Raw genomic sequence first — 20,388 nt, 5'->3', positions numbered from 1 at the left:
ATTATGCAAATAATCGTATTAAAAATTCGTCAGTAATGCAGCATTTTTCTCTCGTTCCTCTCGCTCGAAGCTGGCAAGGTAGTTTTCCGTCGTCTTCAGATCTTGGTGGCCGAGGCTTTCCGATATGTAGGCGATATTCGCCCCGGCACGCTTCAACACCGTAGCGAACGAATGACGCGCCGTATAGGTCGATATGTTCCCAATTTCGAGCTGCTCCCCGATCATCCGCATCCGTTTATTGATTAACCCGGTAGCGGCTATTGTTTTAGCGTGGCTCTGCACCGCATCCTCCGACCCGTCGAGAATTGGGAAAATAAAGTTATTCGGTGCTGGAGTATTACCCCAGCGGTCGATAATAGCTTGCATCTGGGGAACTACCGCGACCCGGATTTCCTTACGGGTCTTAGTCGTGCGCTCGGTCTTTTGACGCACGAAACAGATTTCACCGTCCACAATATCACGATACCGCAATTTCACGAAATCGGCGACGTTGATCCCGTTACACAAGTAGAGGAACAGCCAATAATCCCGGTATTTGGCCGTTGCTTCGTTCCCATCCTCATAGCGGGCGATCTGCCCGATCTGCTCCAGCGTTAAAGCCAATTTACGGCCCTCACCGGCCTGTATTTCATATTTCCCTCGGCCGAACGGGTATTGCGCGGGTTTAATCGCATCGCATCGACAAGCATCGTTCAATATGGCTCGTAAATGGCGCATGTGTATTCCGATCGTTGTACGGCTCTTACCTTCTCCGAGTAGAAAGCGCTCATAACGTCTTACCCAATCCACCGTTATAGATTCAAGAGCAATACGATCCCCGGCAAACCGCTCCAATCCCTGTATAACAACATTATAAACCAGCATTGACCCGATACGATCCTGCTCTTTTAATTCCGCTATTTTAGCCGCAAATGCACGGTTAAGAGTATCAACCCCCGAACGTTTCAATCGCTTGTTGAGGCTATCGAATGAAAAAATACCGTCGCGTGCCAATTCCTCAACAACCCCACGAACAATTTGGTAACTGCTTTCTATATCTTTACGAACGGCCACAAGGGCGCGAACCTTCGTTGTAGTCAGACCTTCCCACTCATCCAAGGTAAGGTCTTTGCCCGTCGGATAATAGCGACGATCCCGGCGATAGGTTACACGAATTTTTACGGGGCACTTTCCGTTCTTTTTCGGATGACTCGTATCTATTATGGGCGCAACTGTTATTCCGTCTTTTGAATAGTTCATTTGATAGGATAATTATTATTTCAACACACAATTTCGACACAAAAATACAAAAACAAACAAAAATAGATAAAAATAAACAAAATAAAATCGCCACATTTGGAAGCTTAAAACATTGATTTTCATATAAAAATTCAAACAACACATAATTATTCAAAAATATAATTATGGGACTGAAAATCCTTGCACCGCCGTGGGCTGAATTATCCTCCGCAGTCGGATAATTTCGGGGTTCTTTAATCGGAGATTAGACTATGAATGAATCATTAAACTAAAAGAATAAGAAGAATGAAAAAGAAGAGCAAGTACGGGAGAAATCCCAAGTTGAACCCGAAGACACACTGCGTGATGGTGCGCTTCGATGATGAGGAATGGAACAAGTTTCTCACGATGTACGAGGAATCAGAGGTGTACGCTAAAGCCGTCTTTCTCAAGGCACACTTCTTCGGGCAGAAGTTCAAGGTACTGAAGGTGGACAAGACGATGGTGGACTACACGACTAAACTGTCGGACTTTCACGCCCAGTTCCGTGCCATTGGTACGAACTACAATCAGGTAGTCAAAGAGCTACGCTGCCATTTTTCGGAGAAGAAGGCGATGGCGTTGCTTTACAAACTGGAGAGTTGTACCATTGATCTTGTGAAGTTGAGCAGGGAGATTGTGGAACTTTCAAGGGAGATGTACGCTAAGTGGGAGCAATCAAAATCCGACTGATATGGCATCAGTAAAGGTCAAGTTCCGTCCATCTACCGTAAACGGTAAGGAGGGCACACTCTACTATCAGGTCATTCACAACCGTGTGGTCAGACAGATAAACACCGAGTATAAACTTTTTGTTTCGGAATGGGACAGCCATTCCGAAACGGTTGTCTTGCATCATCTATTGACAGGACAAGAGAGGAACAACTACCTGCTTTCAATCGGTTCACGCATCAAGTGGGACAAGGACAGGCTGAACAAAATCATACACAAGTTATTTCAATCCGGCACATTCGTAACGGATGATGTAGTCATGCGCTTTCATGAAAACAGGCAAGAATTGTCATTCAACGCTTACATCAGCCAACAGATAGCGAGACTGAAACGCTTGGGCAAAATACGCACCTCAGAGACTTATACAGCTGCACTCAGAAGTTTTAACGGTTTTATAAATGGCAAGGATGTCTTGTTTGACCAGCTTAATGCGGATTTGTTGGCAGAGTACGAGGCTTATTTGAAAGGAAGGGGAAATACGCCCAATACTATATCCTTCTATATGCGTATTCTAAAAGCCGTCTATAACCGTGCGGTGGAAGATGGACTGACCGAGCAACGACATCCGTTCAAGTCCGTTTACACGGGAGTGGAGAAAACAATGAAGCGAGCCTTGTCGCTCAATGACATCAGACGTATCAAAGGACTGGACTTGTCATTGAAGCCCAATCTTGATTATGCCCGTGATATGTTCCTGTTCTGTTTCTACACAAGGGGAATGTCGTTCATCGACATGGCTTATCTGAGAAAGAAGGACTTGCAGAATGGTACTCTTTCCTATCGCAGACGTAAGACAGGACAGCAGTTGTTCATCAGATGGGAAAAGTGTATGCAAGAGATTCTTGACAAATATCCAGTAAACGAAACGGAATACCTCTTGCCCATCATTACAAAACGGGACGAAGATTATCGGAAGCAATACGCCAACGAACTTCACCGTGTGAACCATCTGTTGAAGAAAATTGGAAAGCAGTTGGATTTGCCAATACCATTAACTATGTATGTCGGTCGGCACTCGTGGGCAAGTATCGCCAAGAGCCGTAATGTGCCCATTTCTGTCATAAGCGAGGGAATGGGACATGATTCTGAGAACACTACACAGATTTATCTTGCATCGCTGGATACTACAGTAGTAGATAAAGCCAATAAAAGAATACTGGATTTGCTGTGAAACCATGAATGTTTAGCGAATCCGTCCAACGCTTACCAAGAGAAGAACCTTTTTCCCTTATTTCCATAAGAAGAGACGGGCGTAAACTTGATATAAAATGCCTGTCGAAGTTGATATATTGGAAGATAGCATATTCCAGTTTTCACCAGAATTGCTGAACACCTTGCTCAAAGACCACACCACGAGCAGGGACGAAATGCAACGCAATATCTTCTGGGCTACTTCAGATTATGAACATCTTGGCAAAGAATACCAATACAATTCCCCTATCCTCCCACACCTTATAACAGGAGATAACGGACATATCATCATGCCTCGTGTCCTCAAAAGCCGTGATACCCAATCAACCCGTTCCCGTGATATGGCTGAGGTCTTCACTCCATCATGGATATGCAATGCACAGAACAACCTGATTGATGAAGCATGGTTCGGACGAAAGGATGTTTTCAATACCGAATATGCAGACGAACAGGGACATCATAAATGGAAAACAACGGAAGGCTGTATCATATTCCCGGAGGGCAAAAGTTGGAAGGATTATGTGCGTGATATCCGACTGGAAATCACTTGCGGAGAAGCCCCATATCTGATTAGCCGCTATGATACCACGACAGGAGAGACTATCCCTTTGGAACAGCGTATCGGTTTGCTTGACCGCAAACTAAGGGTGGTAAGCGAGAACACATCCACTTCGGGCGAATGGCTTGAGTGGGCACAAGAAGCCTATAAAAGTACCTACGGTTACGAGTGGCAGGGAGACAATCTACTCATTGCCCGAGAATCTATGCTTGTCTCTTTTGTGGAGTATTTTCAACAGAAATTTGGCAAATGCCCTTTACTGAAATCTATCAACTACATCGCTTACATCATTTCGTGGAACGTATGGCAGATGGACGGATTAAGAGGTGTCATTCCAAATAGTTGCGGAGAACGTAGGGAAGTTGTAGCCGACTTGTTCGGGACTACCGAAGTGGTCACCCAATGTGAAGGATGTCTGAAAGATGACATCCGCAGGCACAATGGGGTCTATTGCCAAATCAAGGATTGGCATGCTACCGACAAGGCAACAGGCAAAAAGGGAAAACGAATCCGATTTATAGACCTAATAAAATAGTGCGGTATGAAATTCACATCTTCACTAAAGTTAAAACTGATATATGTGTTCCGTATCAACGATGCTGCGCACAAGGGATGTCTGAAAGTGGGCGAAGCCACTTGTGACAATGACAATGTTTTCGGTCTTGCTCCCAACAGCAAGGCTCTCAACGAGTCTGCCAAGAAACGTATCAATCAATATACGCAAACGGCAGGTATAGCATACGACCTCTTATATACGGAACTTACGATATACAACAGCAAGTATGGTTTGTGTTCTTTCAATGACAAGGAAGTGCATAGCGTGCTGGAGCGTTCAGGTATCAAGAAAAAGATATTTGATACCGAGAACAAAGCCAACGAGTGGTTTATTACCGATCTTGAAACAGTTAAACGGGCAATAATCGCCGTAAAAGAGGGGCGTGAATCATTATCTTCTGCTGAGGTTTCACACGACAAAAGTCCTATTGTATTCCGACCGGAACAGCGTGAAGCTATTGAAAAGACTAAAAAGCAGTTCAAGAAAGGAAACCAGATGCTGTGGAACGCCAAGATGCGATTTGGTAAGACGCTGTCCGCATTACAGGAGGTAAAAGATATGGATTTCAGCCGAACCTTGATTCTCACCCACCGTCCGGTAGTTGATAGCGGTTGGTTTGAGGACTTTGGCAAGATATTCTATGATAGGCGGGATTTTGCATACGGCTCAAAGAATAACGGTGATAGTCATACTTCGCTGGAAACAAGAGCAAAACAAGGACAATGCAAATATGTTTACTTTGCTTCCATGCAAGACTTGCGTGGTTCTGAACTTGTAGGCGGCAACTTTGATAAGAACAATGAAGTGTTCGCCACCGCATGGGACTGTATCATCGTGGACGAGGCGCACGAAGGCACACAGACAGATTTGGGTAAGGCTGTAATGCAGGAACTTACGAAGGACAAGACCAAGATTCTGCGTCTTTCCGGCACTCCATTCAATTTGTTGGACGATTTCAAGGAGGATGAGATATATACTTGGGACTATGTAATGGAACAGCGTGCCAAAGCGTCTTGGGATGAGCTGCACTTTGGCGACCCGAATCCATACGCATCACTGCCAACCATGAACATTTACACCTATGACCTCGGACGATTACTCAATGAGTTCGTGGACGAAGATGTGGCATTCAACTTCCGTGAGTTCTTCCGTGTAAATGACAATGGAACTTTCGTTCATGACAAGGATGTAAGTGCTTTCTTGAATCTTATAACCAAAGAGGACCGGGAGAGTTGCTATCCGTTTGCCAATGAGGAATACCGCAATATATTCCGTCATACCCTGTGGATGCTGCCTGGAGTGAAGGAGGCACGGGCGATGAGTGCCATGTTGCAGACACATTCGGTATTCCAACATTTCAAGGTTGTGAATGTTGCAGGCAATGGAGATGAGGATGAAGAAAGCAAGGATGCACTTGTGGCGGTAGAAGAAGCCATTGGCAAAGACCCTGATGCCACACGTACCATTACCTTGTCTTGTGGCAGACTGACAACGGGTGTCAGTGTGAAGGCTTGGACAGCTGTGTTTATGCTGTCAGGCTCGTATAACACGGCTGCCTCCAGTTATATGCAGACTATCTTCCGTGTGCAGACTCCTGCCGCTATCAACGGAAAGGTTAAAGAGCAATGCTATGTCTTTGACTTCGCACCGGACAGAACATTGAAAGTGATAGCAGAAACAGCCAAGATTTCATCCAAGACAGGAAAGACCAGTGGCAACGACCGTAAGATTATGGGCGAGTTCCTGAATTTCTGCCCGATAATATCCATCGAGGGTTCCAAGATGAATCAGTTTGATGTGCCAAGGATGTTGGAACAACTCAAAAAGGTCTATGTGGAACGTGTCGTGCGCAATGGCTTTGAGGACAGAAGTCTGTATAATGATGAGTTAATGAAACTCAATGATTTGGAGTTGCAAGAGTTCGATGACCTCAAAAAGATTATCGGTCAGACAAAAGCCATGCCCAAGACGAATCAAGTGGACATCAACAATCAGGGGCTGACTGATGAGCAATACGAGGAACTTGAAAGTCTTGAAAAGAAATCCAAGAAGAAAGGTAAGGACAAACAGCCTTTGACAGAGGAGGAGAAACAACGACTGGAAGAACTGAAGAAGAAAAAGAACAATCGGGAAGCCGCTATTTCCATTCTTCGGGGTATATCCATCCGTATGCCTTTGCTGATTTATGGAGCAGAGTTGAAAGACGAGTCTCAAGAAATCACCATTGACAACTTCGCTTCGCTCATCGACCCTCAATCGTGGGAAGAATTTATGCCTAAGGGTGTTACCAAACAGAAATTCAACAACATCAAGAAATACTATGACCCGGAGATATTCTGTGCAGCCGGAAAGCGTATCCGGGCTATGGCTCGTGCTGCCGACAAACTCAGCGTGGAGGAACGCATCGAGCGCATAACGGATATTTTCAGTACATTCCGTAATCCGGATAAGGAAACGGTGCTTACTCCTTGGCGTGTGGTGAATATGCACCTTGGCGACTGTTTGGGTGGATATAACTTCTTTGAACAAGGGTATGAAACCACACTGTCCGAACCTCGTTTCATTGACAAGGGTGAAGTGACCGCCAATGTATTTGCCGAGGATTCTCGTATTCTTGAAATCAACTCAAAATCGGGATTATATCCCCTCTATATGGCATACAGCATTTACCGTACACGAGTAAAGAACTCTTTATTTTCGGTGTCAAGTATCGAAGACGAACAACAAATCTGGGACAAGGTTGTCGCAGAAAACATCTTTGTCATCTGCAAAACTCCCATGGCAAAGAGCATCACCAAACGAACCTTGATAGGCTTCCGCAAGGCTAAGGTAAACACCAGATACTTTGAGGATTTAATCAATCAAATTAAAAACAAACCTGAACACTTTATCAAGCAGGTTGATAAATTCGTTTCAGAAAGAACAGGAATAAAGAATATGAAATTCAATGCGATAGTGGGAAATCCACCGTATCAAGTTATGGATGGAGACGCACAAGCAAGTTCTGTGCCAGTTTATCAGTATTTTGTTTCTATAGCTAAAAAAGTTCAACCCAATTTTATTTCAATGATTATGCCTGCTCGTTGGTATGCAGGAGGACGAGGGCTTGATGACTTTCGTGCAGATATGCTATCAGACAAAACTATTCGCAGCTTGCACGATTATCCGAAAGCATCAGACCTTTTCAGTAATGTGGGATCAAAGGTGGATTATGCTATTTCCTAATGGACGCAAAATATGATAACATAAAAACCGCACCTACCATAATTTCTCATACAGAAACTGGCGTATATGCTTCTCAAAGAAGCCTTGCTCAGAATACCTCTGATATTTTTATCCGAGATGGTAGAAGTATTTCAATCATCACCAAAGTAACGGAACAGAGTAGTGAATACATCCAATCATTTGTATCACCATTGAGACCATTTGGCTTGCGTGGTTATTTCGTGAGCGATCCCAATTTTCATGAAACATCTGATGGGCTGACAACTCCTGTTGTCTGTATTGGTAAAGGTCTCAAAAAAGGGTATGTGGAACGTAATCTTGTTCCTTTGCACACTAACTGGATTGATAGATTCAAAGTAATCATTCCTCGAGCAAACAACATTGGCACAGAGGCTAATGATGACAATCTTAATGCGTTTGTTGGAAAGCCTAACGAAATTTGTACAGAATCTTACCTTTGCATATTCGCAGATTCCAATGTTTCGTATGATGAGTGCGTAAATATTTGCCTATATCTCAAATCTCGCTTTGCGAGGTTCATGCACTGTCAAGCGAAGTCAAGTCAAGATGCTACGGCCAAAACATTCCGTTTTGTCCCGACGCAGGACTTCTCGAAGGAAAGCGATATTGATTGGTCGCTTTCATCTGTTCAAATTGACAAACAACTGTATGTCAAATACAATCTTACAGACGAAGAAATCTCATTTATTGAATCAATGATAAAACCGATGTAAGCATAAACGAGGGCAAGTTATACTCTTGCCCTCGTTTTAACTCACTTTTCTTTTCGCACACCTTTAAACGGTGTACCATCTTGTTTGACATCCATAAAACGCCCAGTATCTTTATCCCTTTTTACCCATTGTTCAGTTTTGGGATTATAAACCTGTGAACGATTTCTTACTGCACCATTGCGATGTCCGTCTCCTGACGGTGGATTTGTTGCCATAATCTTCTTTTTAGGTCAATCTCGAATTATGCAGCCGAGAATGCACTGCTTAATATTATGAGTTATTTCCGTATATATGAACTAAGATCTTCTCCACTATAAGGATATGACTCTGTGAAGACTCTCATCTGTCCTTCAATACCATAAGGCATAATATATGGATAGAGAAGTAAATACTCCCGTTGAGGACTTGCATGTTGCGCATCTTTTGTAACAGGCATGATCATACATTTACCAGTATGTCCATCCACGACACCTAATTCCCATGGCATCCAATTACTTCTTCCAGCTTCTGGTGATTGAGCATAAATTAAAGATTTACTGCTCATTAATCTTTTCTGCAACCTTTTTGCTGTATCTTTATTTGTTTCATTCCTTTTCAAGTCAACATCAACAATGCAGTCAAGATATACTTGTAACCCCATTTTCGACAAAGTGTAATATATACCTTTTACAACATTCAAATCAGAAATATTGTATGAAAGGAATATATCAAACTGTTTATATAGAGATGCTCCTTGAAGATTATCGCTATATGTACGTTGCTCGTAAAGGGGAGTGCTATATGCTATGTTACGAAAATACGCCTCGCTAAAATACTTCATATTAGATTCTTCCTTCATTTACTAATCGCCAATAATACTTTCCCAACTCTGTCAACTGACATCCGGTACTATGAACTCCTCATTTATAGGTTTTACAAACCCTATACTCTGCAACTTTTGAAGTAATTTGAATTTTCTAACGTTGTTCGCATCTGCATAAGGGAGAATATATTCATGATTTACAGATGGGTCGTTCGTATCCTCAAAAGATGGGTCTAGAGCTAAATCGTTATTGGGATTTGTAAACAGGTTTGTTAATTCGCGAATAATTGACAATGATACCTGTGGCGTAACTGTACGTAATGGAGCAAATTCCGTAACATTAGTCTTGAATACAGGTCTTTGATCCCAAGGTCCAAAAGAGCGATCGATATATGCATATACACCGCCAATAGTAATGTTACCGCAATAATCCGATGCTCCGCCATTTAGCGCAGTACATAATAATTCTGTAAAAAGACCATGACCACCAGCTTCCATAGCAACTTCGTCTTCACGACAAGCTGTTAAGACTGAAACTCCTGTATTTAAAATGCTACCTACATCCTGAAGTTCGTATTTCCCGATATTGCCTGAGTGACAACAATCCAAAATGATAATCTTGTTGCGAACCTTGGAAGTGTTAACAATACTCATTATTGTTGACATCTGTATCCCCGTATAATATTGACCAGGGGTAGCTATATCTTGAGGCATAACAATTTCTGCACCAGTGCTATTCATATAGCCATGCCCAGAAAAATAAAAGAGAGCAGTATCATCATTTCCTGCAAAAAGTTTACGAATAGCATCCATCACTTCTCCTGAAGTCTGTACATTTGGCATCATTTTTACGCCAAAGTTAGGAGATCCGTCACCATGTCGTTCAATTGCAGCTTTAACGCTATTGATGTCCTCAATACACCCTGTCAATTCATTTCCTTCGGGATAATCATTAATCCCAATCAACAATGCCTTTTTCATGTAACAAATAGTTATAGTGATTGATAAATGGCGTAGTTACGGACAGCATTGGCAACAGATTTTGCATTCCAGCCAACGATAACATCTGCTGCATTTTTTACGATAGAGGATGTGCGTTCTGCTCCCCATGGCTGAACAGCAATGATAGGTTTGTTGTACTTCTTTGCCATTTCAATCTCTTTATTAATCCATTTGCTATAAGTGGCATAAACTCCTGCAAGAATGATAATGCAACTGCACCCCTTTACCTTTGCCTCTATTGCATCAGATAATTGTTTGTCTGTGCCATTTGTGTGAATAGGATCATTTTTAGGAACTGAATGGTTGTAAAAGACGATACCTTCCTAACGCAAGAATGATTCAATTTTGTCATAATCTGAAGAATATGCCCACGAGTGTGATATAAATATTCTATACATATCAATTAGCGCGAATTCTCTGGTCCTTCGCCAGGGTCTTAATTTCGAATTCACACAGCAAAGATATGGACTTTTTCTCTTACAAACAAACAACATGTGAAAAATTCACATTTACAATATAGATATTTGGCATTTATTGGCATATACATTTGTTTTGCTGAGAAAAAATCTCTAAATTTGCACCGATTTATTATATAATCAATGAGATAGTATATGTTACAGCAATTTATAGTTGAGAACTTTCTCTCTTTTAGGAACAGGGAAACCTTCTCTCTTCTACCTAATAAAGGCACTTTGAAAAAGGAACATAAAACGGAACCCATTAAAGGACAATGGGTATTAAAGTCTGCTGCAATGTTTGGAGCGAATGCAGGTGGAAAGAGCAATTTCGTAAAAGCGATTGAGTTAGGGAAAAGGCTTGTTCTAAGGGGCACGAGAACAGATGATTTGATAGATTTTTACCCATTTCGCTTGAGTTCCGAAAATAAAAAAAGAGATACCACTATTATTTATCACATACTATGTGGTAACAAAAAATATGAATACGGATTTAGTTACAATTCTGAACAAATAAGTTCAGAATGGCTTAAACAAATAAACAAAAACAGCGACTGTGTTATTTTTCAAAGAGAAACAAAAAAGTCTGAATTTGAAATTTCATATCTACTTAAGCTTAACCCCAAAGAAGAAGAATCACAATTCCTTTCTTTTCTAGCAAAAGCAACGCCACAAAAGCAATTATTCCTCCACGAAGTTATGAGTCGTAACATTCATGAAAATGTATCAAATATAAAAGATTTAGATGCAGTTATCGACTGGTTTGTAAATTCCCTTAAAATTATATTTCCCGACACACCATACAAACAAGGTGTATTACTTAAAGCGGCTGATGATAACGACTTAAAACGTGGTTTTGGGGCACTATTAAGATACTTCAATACGGGCGTTGATGGTGTGAAATTAATAGATGTTCAATTTGAAAAACTTGGAATTCCACACGATTTACAACGTGCAATCAAAACAGATTTATCAAAATCCAATACTGATGAAGCATTTGGAGCATTAAGATTTGACGATAACCTGTATTTAATTAACTTGATTGATGGTGAAATTAGGGCTAAGAAATTGATGACTGTGCATAAAAAAATGGATGAAGCTGACATTGAACTTTTTTCGCTTGGCGATGAGAGTGATGGTACAAAACGTTTATTCGATTATATTCCACTTATCTTGGACTTGATTCAAGGAGGAAAAGTCTTTATTGTTGATGAAATGGAACGTAGCTTACATCCATCACTTATTAAGCAAATAATTTTATTGTTTTATAAGCATTCAAAAGATGTTTCTAGTCAACTGATTTTTACCACTCATGAAAGCTCTTTAATGGATCAAAAGATATTCAGGAGAGATGAAATATGGTTGATGAAAAAAGACAATAACGGTATCAGTTCATTTGGACGAATGGATAATTTATATAATGTGCGTTTTGATAAAATGCTTCAAAACAGTTACCTCAATGGCGAATACGGCGCAACCCCCATATTCGAGACAGAAGAAGAGATAAATAAATTATTTTCATCTTTAAAATAATTTTCTGATGGTAAGTTTTATTTCTAAATTTTTGTTCACTGCCACGGTAACAGCACCAACATTCTTGTCACTGGGATTAATAGGTGTTATTAAGGATAGCACGAATTATTTTCAACTATGGGATGATATGCTAGAAAATAAGATATTTCCTACTAGTTTTGAATGGTGGGGCATCAATATTAGTTTCGGATTTATGTTGATATGCCTTATCGGTATTAAAATTTTTCTTTATAGAAAATCCAACAAACACAAGGAAGGAAAAACCATTCAAGTGAAATCTTATTCAAATTTATCTCTGAACAGTGCGGAGCAAATAATTTCATCTATAATCCCTTGGTTAACAATATTTGCCGACAAACTTGATTTTATGGTATTATTTGTTTGCATAATACTTCAATGCTGCTTTATCGCGATTGCAAGTTACAATAACAATAACTACAATTTACTTTGTTCAATATGGGGGTATCGTTATTATGAAGTATATACAGAAGAAAATACCTACATACTAATTTCTGGAAAATGTATCAGAAATAAGAATGAGATTAAAAAGTTTATTGAAGTGACAGATTATATGGGTTTAATAATTAACGAGAAATAACATGAGCCAATTTTATGCATTGATGTCCGATAATACAGTAAAACACATTTCTCTTAAAGAAGAGATAGTAACAGAGATTAAAAATATATTTATAAATGGAGGTGCTATATTTAAACCAGAAGGTATAGAAGAAGATGTTTTCGATGGCAATATCATTAGCCGGAACGGGGAGAATATAACATATGTACATTATGACTTACCTGAAGATTTTGCTCGCATACCATATAATCAGGCTGATATGTCTGAATACAATATAAATGAAGATATGCCTAAAAGTATCTTTTATTACGATGACGGAAAATTCTATTTTCAGGTCTTTAATAAGAGAAACATGTTACAACGAAAAATGGTCTTGCAGTTTGAATGTGGAAATATATTTGCAAAAATGAATAACTCTGCTTTTATTGTTGAAGATAAGATTCATGCACTATATGAGGAGGGGAAACTGTATTTTCAAAGTTATACAGTCGCAAATCAAATATTCTCACTAATAGATTTTGTTACCGAGGCTACAAATGCTGAAATTGAATCCTTTGGAGAAATAGATGGAATTAATGTAAATACTGAAAGTATAAAGCATATTGCAAATATAAAGACGCGTCGGCTTATAAAGTTGTTATCGAATACAGACAATATTTCAGCTTTTATGAGAAAAGCACCTCGAACAAAAACTAGCCTATTAAACAAATACGGAGTTAATGCACAAATAAATGAAAATAAAGAATTGGTTTTACCGACAAATAATGTTGCAGATTTGAACCGTGTTTTAGAGTTTCTCAATGAGGATATATTTAGGGGTGTAATTACCGACAGGCTTTATCGTTCAAATTCAAAGAAAAAAGATAATCACTAATTATGATGAACAAAGAAAACCAAATAATACTCTATCAGGACGATAACGAGATAACTCGTGTGTCTGTGCGCTTTGCTGATGAAGACTTGTGGCTGACTCAGGGACAATTAGTTGAGATATACCAAACAAGCAAATCGAATGTAAGTGAGCATATCAAGCATATATTTGAAGATGGAGAACTAGCAAAGGAGGCAACTGTTCGGAAATTCCGAACAGTTCAAATAGAAGGTTCTCGTAAGGTTGAACGAGAAGTAGAGCACTACAACCTTGACATGATTATTGCCTTGGGCTATCGTGTTCAGTCGCAAGTGGCTACTCGTTTCCGCCGTTGGGCAACACAACGACTTCATGAGTATATCCAGAAAGGGTTTGCTATGGATGATGAACGCTTAAAGCAAGGGGGTAACCGCTATTTCCGTGAGTTGCTGCAACGCATTAGGGATATTCGTAGTAGCGAGCGCAATTTTTATCAGCAAGTCACCGATATTTATGCTACGGCTACGGATTATGATCCACGCGATGAGATGACAAAGATGTTCTTTGCCACCGTACAAAACAAACTGCATTATGCAGTTCATGAGAATACTGCTGCCGAAGTGATATACAATCGCGTGGACAATGAAAAGCCGTTTGTAGGCATGACGAACTTCAAGGGGAACTATGTAACTAAAGATGACGTAAAGATCGCTAAGAACTATCTGACTGCGATTGAACTCCAACGTCTGAATCTGCTTGTTTCCGGTTTCTTGGACTTTGCCGAGTTCCAAGCATTGGAAATGAATCCTATGACAATGAAAGATTGGATAGAGGCACTGGATAGCCAAATCATAGCACACAAGCGTAAGGTTTTGATTGGCAAGGGAAATATTTCGCATAAACAAGCGATTGAGAAGGCAGAAAAGGAGTTTGCCATTTATCGCAAACGCGAAATGGAACTGCTTGAAAGCGATTTTGATAAAGAAATCAAAAGATTAAAGAACAAGAATGACAATAGTTCAAACTAATTCACTACCTTTGCCCTTGGAAACCTTCACGCAACCTTGCGCAGAACAACGCAAGTCACTGGTGGAGCAAACGGAGGAGATTACGGTTGAGTTGCTTTTAGAAAGTAATGATATTCAGCTATTTGGAAATAAATTACGATTCCTGGTGGCACCACAGAATGAGAGAGAGTTGCAGCAATGCAACTCTTTTTTTATAACATTGTGTATTTGCTGCAAAACGGTCGGCAGGAATAGCACCCCGGACTATGCCGCCGGACAGACGATTCGCCCCCGCAAGCGTTTCCCGGCCTTCCGCTCCGGTTCCCGGAAAAAATACGAAGGGAAGACCGGAATCGGATTAAATGATTATTTTTGCATCGGAACAAATCGCCGCAAGCATGAAAAAACGCTGGATCGTCTTCACCGTATTACTTATCGTCGCCCTGACCGCATTCCTCTACATCCGCTTCTTCTTCGTCTTCGGCGAGGGCGTCAAAAGCGGAGAGTTGAACTATGTCGTCTATAAAGGGCTCGTCTTCAAAACCTACGAAGGCAAGCTGATCCAATCCGGCATACGGTCCAAAACGGCCGGTACGATCCAATCCTACGAATTCGAATTTTCCGTCGAAAACGAAGCGCTCGCCCGCAAGCTGATGCTGCTGGGCGGCAAAAACATCGAACTCCACTACAAGGAGTATTTCGGAGCGCTTCCCTGGCGGGGATTCTCGAAATTCGTGGTCGATAGTATCGTCACAAAACCGATCGGCTCCCTGCCGATCGACTCCGAAACGGAACGATAACAAACTACTCCGAAGTCGCAGCAAACGACTCCGGCCATTTTTCCCGAAATATTTTTTCGGTCCGACTACCCGAATCCGCAGACAGTACCCATGTTGCATCGTTTCCGACACTCCATCGCTTCGTTCTCGCTTCCGACGCGGCTCAACAACCCATTCCACTACACCCCGCATCCGCTGTGCGAATTAGCGGCCCGGGAGCTGCGAGCCTACTTGTGCGAACGGAAAGAGTGGACCGAAGAACTCTCTGCGGGTAAAATGTTCGGGGTGCTGGTCGTGAAGGATCCAGCCGGAACTGTGGGCTTTCTGGCCGCATTTTCAGGTAATCTGGCCGGCAGCAACAGCCACGAATACTTTGTCCCGCCCATCTACGACATGTTGCGGCCCGGTGATTTCTTCCGCACCGAAGAGGCCTCCATTTCGGACCTGAACCGGCAAATCGAAACCCTCGAAACGGCCGGCCGCTACAGGGAACTTCTCCGAACCATAGAAGAAACGGAAACAGAAGTCGCCCGGGAAATCGCAGCCGCAAAAGCCCGGATGCGAATCGCAAAAACCGCCCGAGAAGCCCGACGCAGGGAGCACCCGGACGAAAATACGCAGACGGCTTTAGTCCGGGAAAGCCAATACGAAAAAGCGGAGCTGCACCGGTTGAAACAGAGTTGGAAAAATCGGCTCGCATCGCTTCACGCGCAACGAACCTCCATCGCGGAACGAATCGAATCCCTGCGCTGCGAGCGTAAGGCCCGTTCTGCGGCTCTTCAGGCAAAACTATTTCGCAAGTTCCGTCTGCTCAACGCCCTCGGAGAGATACGCGATCTGGCGGAAATATTCGCACCGACTCCGCAGGGTACACCCCCGGCCGGTGCAGGGGAGTGTGCGGCCCCCAAACTGCTGCAATACGCTTTCGAACACCGGCTTACACCGCTGGCGATCGCCGAATTCTGGTGGGGAGCCTCGCCGAAGGGCGAAATCCGCCGTCACGGACACTACTATCCCGCCTGCCGAGGTAAATGCGGCCCGATTCTCGCCCACATGCTTCGGGGACTCGACGTCGAGCCCGAACCCGATCGCGCCTGCCCGCAGTCCGCCCCGGAGCTCCTGTACGAAGACCGCTGGATAGCCGCCGTCTTCAAACCTGCCGGGATGCTCTCCGTTCCTGGAAAATCGGAAGCTCCGTCGATCCTCGACTGGGCTCGGGAGCGTTATCCCGCAGCTACGGGACCGCTCGTCGTCCACCGCCTCGATATGGACACCTCGGGTGTACTGCTGCTCGCCCTGACCAAAGAAGCGCACCAGGATCTCCAGGCCCAATTCAAACACCGGACCGTCCGAAAACGCTACATCGCCCTGCTGGAGGGGCGGATAACCCCGCCGAAAGGACGTATCGAACTACCCCTGCGACCGGACCTCCACGACCGTCCCCGACAGGCGGTCGATCCCCTGCACGGAAAGCCGGCGATCACGGAGTACGAAGTGTTGGAATTCCGGAACGGCCGCACCCGCATCGCCTTCTACCCGCTGACCGGCCGCACGCACCAGTTGCGCGTCCATGCGGCCCATCCATCGGGACTCAATGCTCCGATCGCGGGCGACCGACTGTACGGAACAGCCGGCCGGCGGTTGCTTCTGCATGCCGAACGGATCGAATTCCGCCATCCGGCGACAGGCGATCGGATAGCGATTGAAAAACCGGCGGATTTCTAATATCAATAAGAAAAAGCGGAGACATCACGTGCCCGCTTTTCCCACCATTTAACTTTTATTAACCCCAACCGGAACTATTTCATCCGGTTTATCATTTGTTACTTGTAATTCCTGACTGAAGCCACATGCGGAGCGATTTTCATTGTCCCGGTACGCACGCCCTGGGATTCAGGTGCCACGAATTCGGAAACAGGAGCCGCGCCCGCCTTGGTGAAGGTATGGCTCTGGCGCAACAGTACGCCCGGATTCTCGTCCGCAGCGACACCTACGGCCAGAATCGTATGCTCCGTATCCCATTTGCACAGGTAGAGCTTGCCGGTAGGACACCACGTACCGCCGACCAATAACGTTTCGATAACCTCGTCGTCGGAAATCGCACTGGTCGGATCGTTCGGATCCTCGGCGACCATCGTTCCGTACCACTCCTTCGCATTCTCGGCCGCAAAAGTCACCATGACATAGGCCTGCCCCCGGCAATCCGCGTACTTCTCGTTATCGAGTGCATAGAGGTCGTCGCCGTTGAAGTATTTGTCGATAGTCGCCGTTACCGTCGCATCGCTCACGGCTTTAGGCAGCGTCGTAATAGGATCGGAGATATAAACATCCGCTTGAGGCTTGCCGAACTCGTCGATGCTGGCCACCCATACATAATATTTCGTTCCCGGTTCGAGCACCTTCGTATAGCTGTAACCCGACTGGCCGCACACCCGGTTGTTATCGAGATTGTCGATGTCCTGCCCCACATACTCGGTCACGTAAGCCTTCATATCGGCCTTGTACCGCTCGTAATCGGCCTCGGAGATCAGATCGAACATATAAGGTACCGTATCGTCCGAAGGCTCGATCGATATATTCATTCCGCGCGAAGTAAGGTCAGAATGGGTCACCGTGAACTGGCACGCCGCCGGATCGATATTGGGTTTGCTCGTGCGGAACGGGAATTTCTGAATCGAAGTGGTCGGAGCACCGGCTGCCCAACCGAAGATCAGCACCCAATATTCGGTATCGGGCAGATAAACTCCTTCGTTCTTGTATTCATATACGCCCGGAGCAGCCATGAAATCGAGCATGAAGCTGTCCTCCGCTATGATTGTCTGGAGCAAAGCATCGTCGTCGAGTCCTTGGTAGCGGAACGCCGGACGGATGGCCGAATAATACGGAAACTCGAGATCGGACGGAGTAATCGTAAAGTCCGCTCCGTTATAATAACAGGTGAACTTCACCTCAAAAGTAGCTCCCGCAGCCAGCTCCTTGGTTTTGAAAGTCTTACTCTCGATTTTGGTATTCACTTCGCCCGCAGCATCGAGCCCCGCAGCAAAAGCCAGGTAATCGGTATTCGGATCCAGCCCCTCGAATGCATAGTTCGATTCGCCTTGAGATCCCAACTTTTTGAGAGCCTCTTCGACCGAGCCGTAATTCTTGACCGCTTCTGCCATCATATTCTTCATATATACGGCCAAATCGCCCGAGTGGTGCTGATCGAGGATCTGCTTGGAAAGAACGTCGTAATAGTAAACCGCATCGTTGTCCGAAGGCACCACTTTCATATTCACTCCGGTCGGAGTCGGCTCACCGAGCGTAATTTCAAATGTAGTTCCTGCCAGGGGGGGGGTAGCCGTCCCTTTCTGATCGACCTTCAATACCACCTGGGCCGTACCGGCCGTCACCGTCACCACTGCCTGGGGCTTCGGTTCCGAAGCCGTATTCTCCTCGGCCGTCACCGTGAAATGAGTGCCGTCCGACTTTTCGACTTTACACCATGTCTGATTCGATTCCACCTGCCATGTAGCCTGGTCGGTCTTAACCTCGATCGTCCTGGTACCGCCGACAGCTTCGAAAACCAGGTCGGTCGAAGGATCGATCTGCAACAATGCAGTCGCATTGTCGTCATCGCTACAACTTGTCGTAAACCCCAACAGACAGCATAATATCCCAAAATAAATTTTTTTCATATTTTAGTGCCTAAAATTTAACTATATAAGAGAAATATATTATAAAGTAATTTTTCCTTTCTAAAACAAGATTAAAAAATTATTCTGTAAAAGACAAATTTTGTTCCCGTTTTGAAATTACAATAACGACAAAAAGAACAAAAAATATCCGATTTAATCTGTTTTCGGTCAAAACCTTTCTTCGATCAACCTGTCTGCCGATTCCCATACCTATTTTATAATTGAATCCCAATCGATTCGACAGAAAAGTACGGAACATCCTCCACCGTGAATGCAATTTAGTACCTTTGTGGCGTAAAATTCGAATCAATATATTTTAATCATAGAATCCGCTCCGATTTTTCCACGGCCGGAGAGGTATAAAACGAAATCGCAATGCTGCCTCTCATCACACTACGACTGCAAAACCAGTTATTGGTTCAGCCGCCTTTCGACGCTCCGCAACAGGTCGTGGAGTGGATGGGAGCCGTACAAGCCCAGGACTACCGCATGGCCAAATGGGCCGTCGGCTGCCGCACCGCATCGACCGATGCCACACAGATCGAAGCCGCCCTGAACAGGGGCGACATCCTGCGCACGCACCTGTTGCGTCCGACGTGGCATTTCGTTTCTTCGAAAGACCTGCGCTGGATGCTCTCGCTCACTGCCGACCGCATCCGTGCCGCCAACGACTCCTACGCCCGGGGCACAGACGCCGCTCTCGACTCCAAATCGATTCACCGCTACATGAACCTGCTGCAAAAGACGCTGGAAGGGAACAAACACCGGACGAAAGAGGAAATCGGAGAAGCGCTGAATCAGCGGGGCATTCCGCTCTCGCAATATGCGCTGCGGCATCTGCTGATGCGGGCCGAAACGGACGGCATCGTCTGCAGCGGCGCCGACAAGAAGGGCACCGCGACCTACGCCCTTCTCGACGAACGGGCTCCGCACGGCGAAGAACCTTCCCGTGAAGAGGCGTTGGCCCGGCTGGCCCGAATCTATTTCCGCAGCCACTCCCCCGCCACGCTCGCCGATTTCACCTGGTGGTCGGGACTCACCGCGACCGAAGCCCGCCGCGCCGTGGCGAGCATCGCCGAAGAACTCACGACCGAACATTTCGGCGACAGGGAATTTTTCGTATTCCGCAATGCTGCGGCAGCCGCTCCGTGCGACACGACGCATCTGCTGCCCGCCTACGACCAATACCTGATCGGCTACAAGGACCGTTCGGGCGTCCTTGCAAAAGAGCACACCTCCAAAGCCTTCAACTCCCACGGAATTTTCCAACCGGTTATCCTTTGCGACGGACAGATCGTCGGCAATTGGAAACGAACCGCAGGACGAGGGAACGTCACCATACAAACGACCTTATGGGTAAATGCCGTCCCCAAAGCACTGGATGCCGCCATCGCACGGTACCGTTCGTTCATCGGCGGAACAAAGTCGGAAAACAGTCCGGAGGCTTTGTGA

General features: G+C 44.4%; 16 protein-coding genes and 1 pseudogene. 11 read left to right on the top strand and 6 right to left on the bottom strand.

Annotated elements, in window-relative coordinates; genetic code table 11:
• Window positions 1-18: 18 nt before the first annotated feature.
• Complete coding sequence (locus tag ALIPUT_RS10810) at window positions 19-1,239, bottom strand: site-specific integrase (RefSeq protein WP_004330003.1); 1,221 nt, start codon at window positions 1,237-1,239, stop codon at window positions 19-21.
• Window positions 1,240-1,524: 285 nt separating this feature from the next.
• Here ALIPUT_RS10810 and mobA point away from each other — a divergent pair, with 285 nt between their 5' ends.
• The 4 genes and pseudogenes from mobA to ALIPUT_RS10790 all read left to right on the top strand — a co-directional run bounded on the left by mobA (window position 1,525) and on the right by ALIPUT_RS10790 (window position 8,254).
• Window positions 1,525-1,950 carry a conjugal transfer protein MobA gene (mobA, locus tag ALIPUT_RS10805; protein WP_004330001.1) on the top strand — a complete coding sequence of 142 codons (426 nt, stop codon included), beginning with the start codon at window positions 1,525-1,527 and terminating at the stop codon, window positions 1,948-1,950.
• A 1-nt stretch (window position 1,951) separates the two neighbouring features.
• Window positions 1,952-3,160: a tyrosine-type recombinase/integrase gene (locus ALIPUT_RS10800; protein ID WP_004330000.1), complete on the top strand. Its 1,209-nt coding sequence runs from the start codon at window positions 1,952-1,954 to the stop codon at window positions 3,158-3,160.
• 97 nt (window positions 3,161-3,257) lie between these two features.
• Window positions 3,258-4,274 (top strand): hypothetical protein, encoded by a 1,017-nt coding sequence (locus tag ALIPUT_RS10795; RefSeq protein ID WP_004329999.1) that lies wholly within the window; start codon window positions 3,258-3,260, stop codon window positions 4,272-4,274.
• 6 nt (window positions 4,275-4,280) lie between these two features.
• A pseudogene (locus ALIPUT_RS10790) lies at window positions 4,281-8,254 on the top strand (Eco57I restriction-modification methylase domain-containing protein).
• A gap of 41 nt (window positions 8,255-8,295) precedes the next feature.
• Here ALIPUT_RS10790 and ALIPUT_RS13050 read toward each other — a convergent pair.
• The 4 genes from ALIPUT_RS13050 to ALIPUT_RS12570 form a co-directional block, all read right to left on the bottom strand.
• A complete protein-coding gene (locus tag ALIPUT_RS13050) occupies window positions 8,296-8,469 on the bottom strand; it encodes a hypothetical protein (protein WP_178762865.1) in 174 nt (57 codons plus the stop codon).
• Between the two features lie 62 nt (window positions 8,470-8,531).
• The gene (locus ALIPUT_RS10785; RefSeq protein WP_147554460.1) at window positions 8,532-9,074 is read right to left on the bottom strand and encodes a TIR domain-containing protein; all 543 of its coding nucleotides are present in this window, start codon (window positions 9,072-9,074) and stop codon (window positions 8,532-8,534) included.
• A 51-nt stretch (window positions 9,075-9,125) separates the two neighbouring features.
• Entirely contained in the window at window positions 9,126-10,037 is a 912-nt protein-coding gene (locus ALIPUT_RS10780; RefSeq protein WP_004329995.1) for a caspase family protein, read from the bottom strand.
• 11 nt (window positions 10,038-10,048) lie between these two features.
• Window positions 10,049-10,375, bottom strand: coding sequence for a TIR domain-containing protein (locus ALIPUT_RS12570; RefSeq protein ID WP_196793315.1), 327 nt, complete (start codon window positions 10,373-10,375; stop codon window positions 10,049-10,051).
• A gap of 375 nt (window positions 10,376-10,750) precedes the next feature.
• On the opposite strand from ALIPUT_RS12570, the gene ALIPUT_RS10775 reads away from it, so the two are divergent.
• The 6 genes from ALIPUT_RS10775 (at window position 10,751) to ALIPUT_RS10750 (ending at window position 16,984) form a co-directional block, all read left to right on the top strand.
• The gene (locus ALIPUT_RS10775; protein WP_231290547.1) at window positions 10,751-12,046 is read left to right on the top strand and encodes an AAA family ATPase; all 1,296 of its coding nucleotides are present in this window, start codon (window positions 10,751-10,753) and stop codon (window positions 12,044-12,046) included.
• A 7-nt stretch (window positions 12,047-12,053) separates the two neighbouring features.
• On the top strand, window positions 12,054-12,644 hold the full coding sequence (locus ALIPUT_RS10770; protein ID WP_004329993.1) for a hypothetical protein: 591 nt from the start codon (window positions 12,054-12,056) through the stop codon (window positions 12,642-12,644).
• 1 nt (window position 12,645) lies between these two features.
• Window positions 12,646-13,497, top strand: coding sequence for a hypothetical protein (locus ALIPUT_RS10765; protein WP_004329992.1), 852 nt, complete (start codon window positions 12,646-12,648; stop codon window positions 13,495-13,497).
• A gap of 5 nt (window positions 13,498-13,502) precedes the next feature.
• Entirely contained in the window at window positions 13,503-14,501 is a 999-nt protein-coding gene (locus ALIPUT_RS10760; protein WP_040293936.1) for a virulence RhuM family protein, read from the top strand.
• A gap of 377 nt (window positions 14,502-14,878) precedes the next feature.
• A complete protein-coding gene (locus ALIPUT_RS10755; RefSeq protein WP_022460352.1) occupies window positions 14,879-15,280 on the top strand; it encodes a hypothetical protein in 402 nt (133 codons plus the stop codon).
• 90 nt (window positions 15,281-15,370) lie between these two features.
• Window positions 15,371-16,984, top strand: coding sequence for an RluA family pseudouridine synthase (locus ALIPUT_RS10750; RefSeq protein ID WP_004329989.1), 1,614 nt, complete (start codon window positions 15,371-15,373; stop codon window positions 16,982-16,984).
• A gap of 98 nt (window positions 16,985-17,082) precedes the next feature.
• On the opposite strand, the gene ALIPUT_RS10745 is transcribed toward ALIPUT_RS10750, so the two are convergent.
• Complete coding sequence (locus ALIPUT_RS10745; RefSeq protein ID WP_004329988.1) at window positions 17,083-18,936, bottom strand: BACON domain-containing protein; 1,854 nt, start codon at window positions 18,934-18,936, stop codon at window positions 17,083-17,085.
• A gap of 375 nt (window positions 18,937-19,311) precedes the next feature.
• On the opposite strand from ALIPUT_RS10745, the gene ALIPUT_RS10740 reads away from it, so the two are divergent.
• Window positions 19,312-20,388 carry a winged helix DNA-binding domain-containing protein gene (locus tag ALIPUT_RS10740; protein ID WP_004329986.1) on the top strand — a complete coding sequence of 359 codons (1,077 nt, stop codon included), beginning with the start codon at window positions 19,312-19,314 and terminating at the stop codon, window positions 20,386-20,388.

The organism is Alistipes putredinis DSM 17216, from assembly GCF_000154465.1.
Taxonomy (GTDB): domain Bacteria; phylum Bacteroidota; class Bacteroidia; order Bacteroidales; family Rikenellaceae; genus Alistipes; species Alistipes putredinis.
The sequence above is the reverse complement of the archived record's forward strand: the minus strand, read 5'-3'. Positions and strand labels throughout refer to the sequence as shown.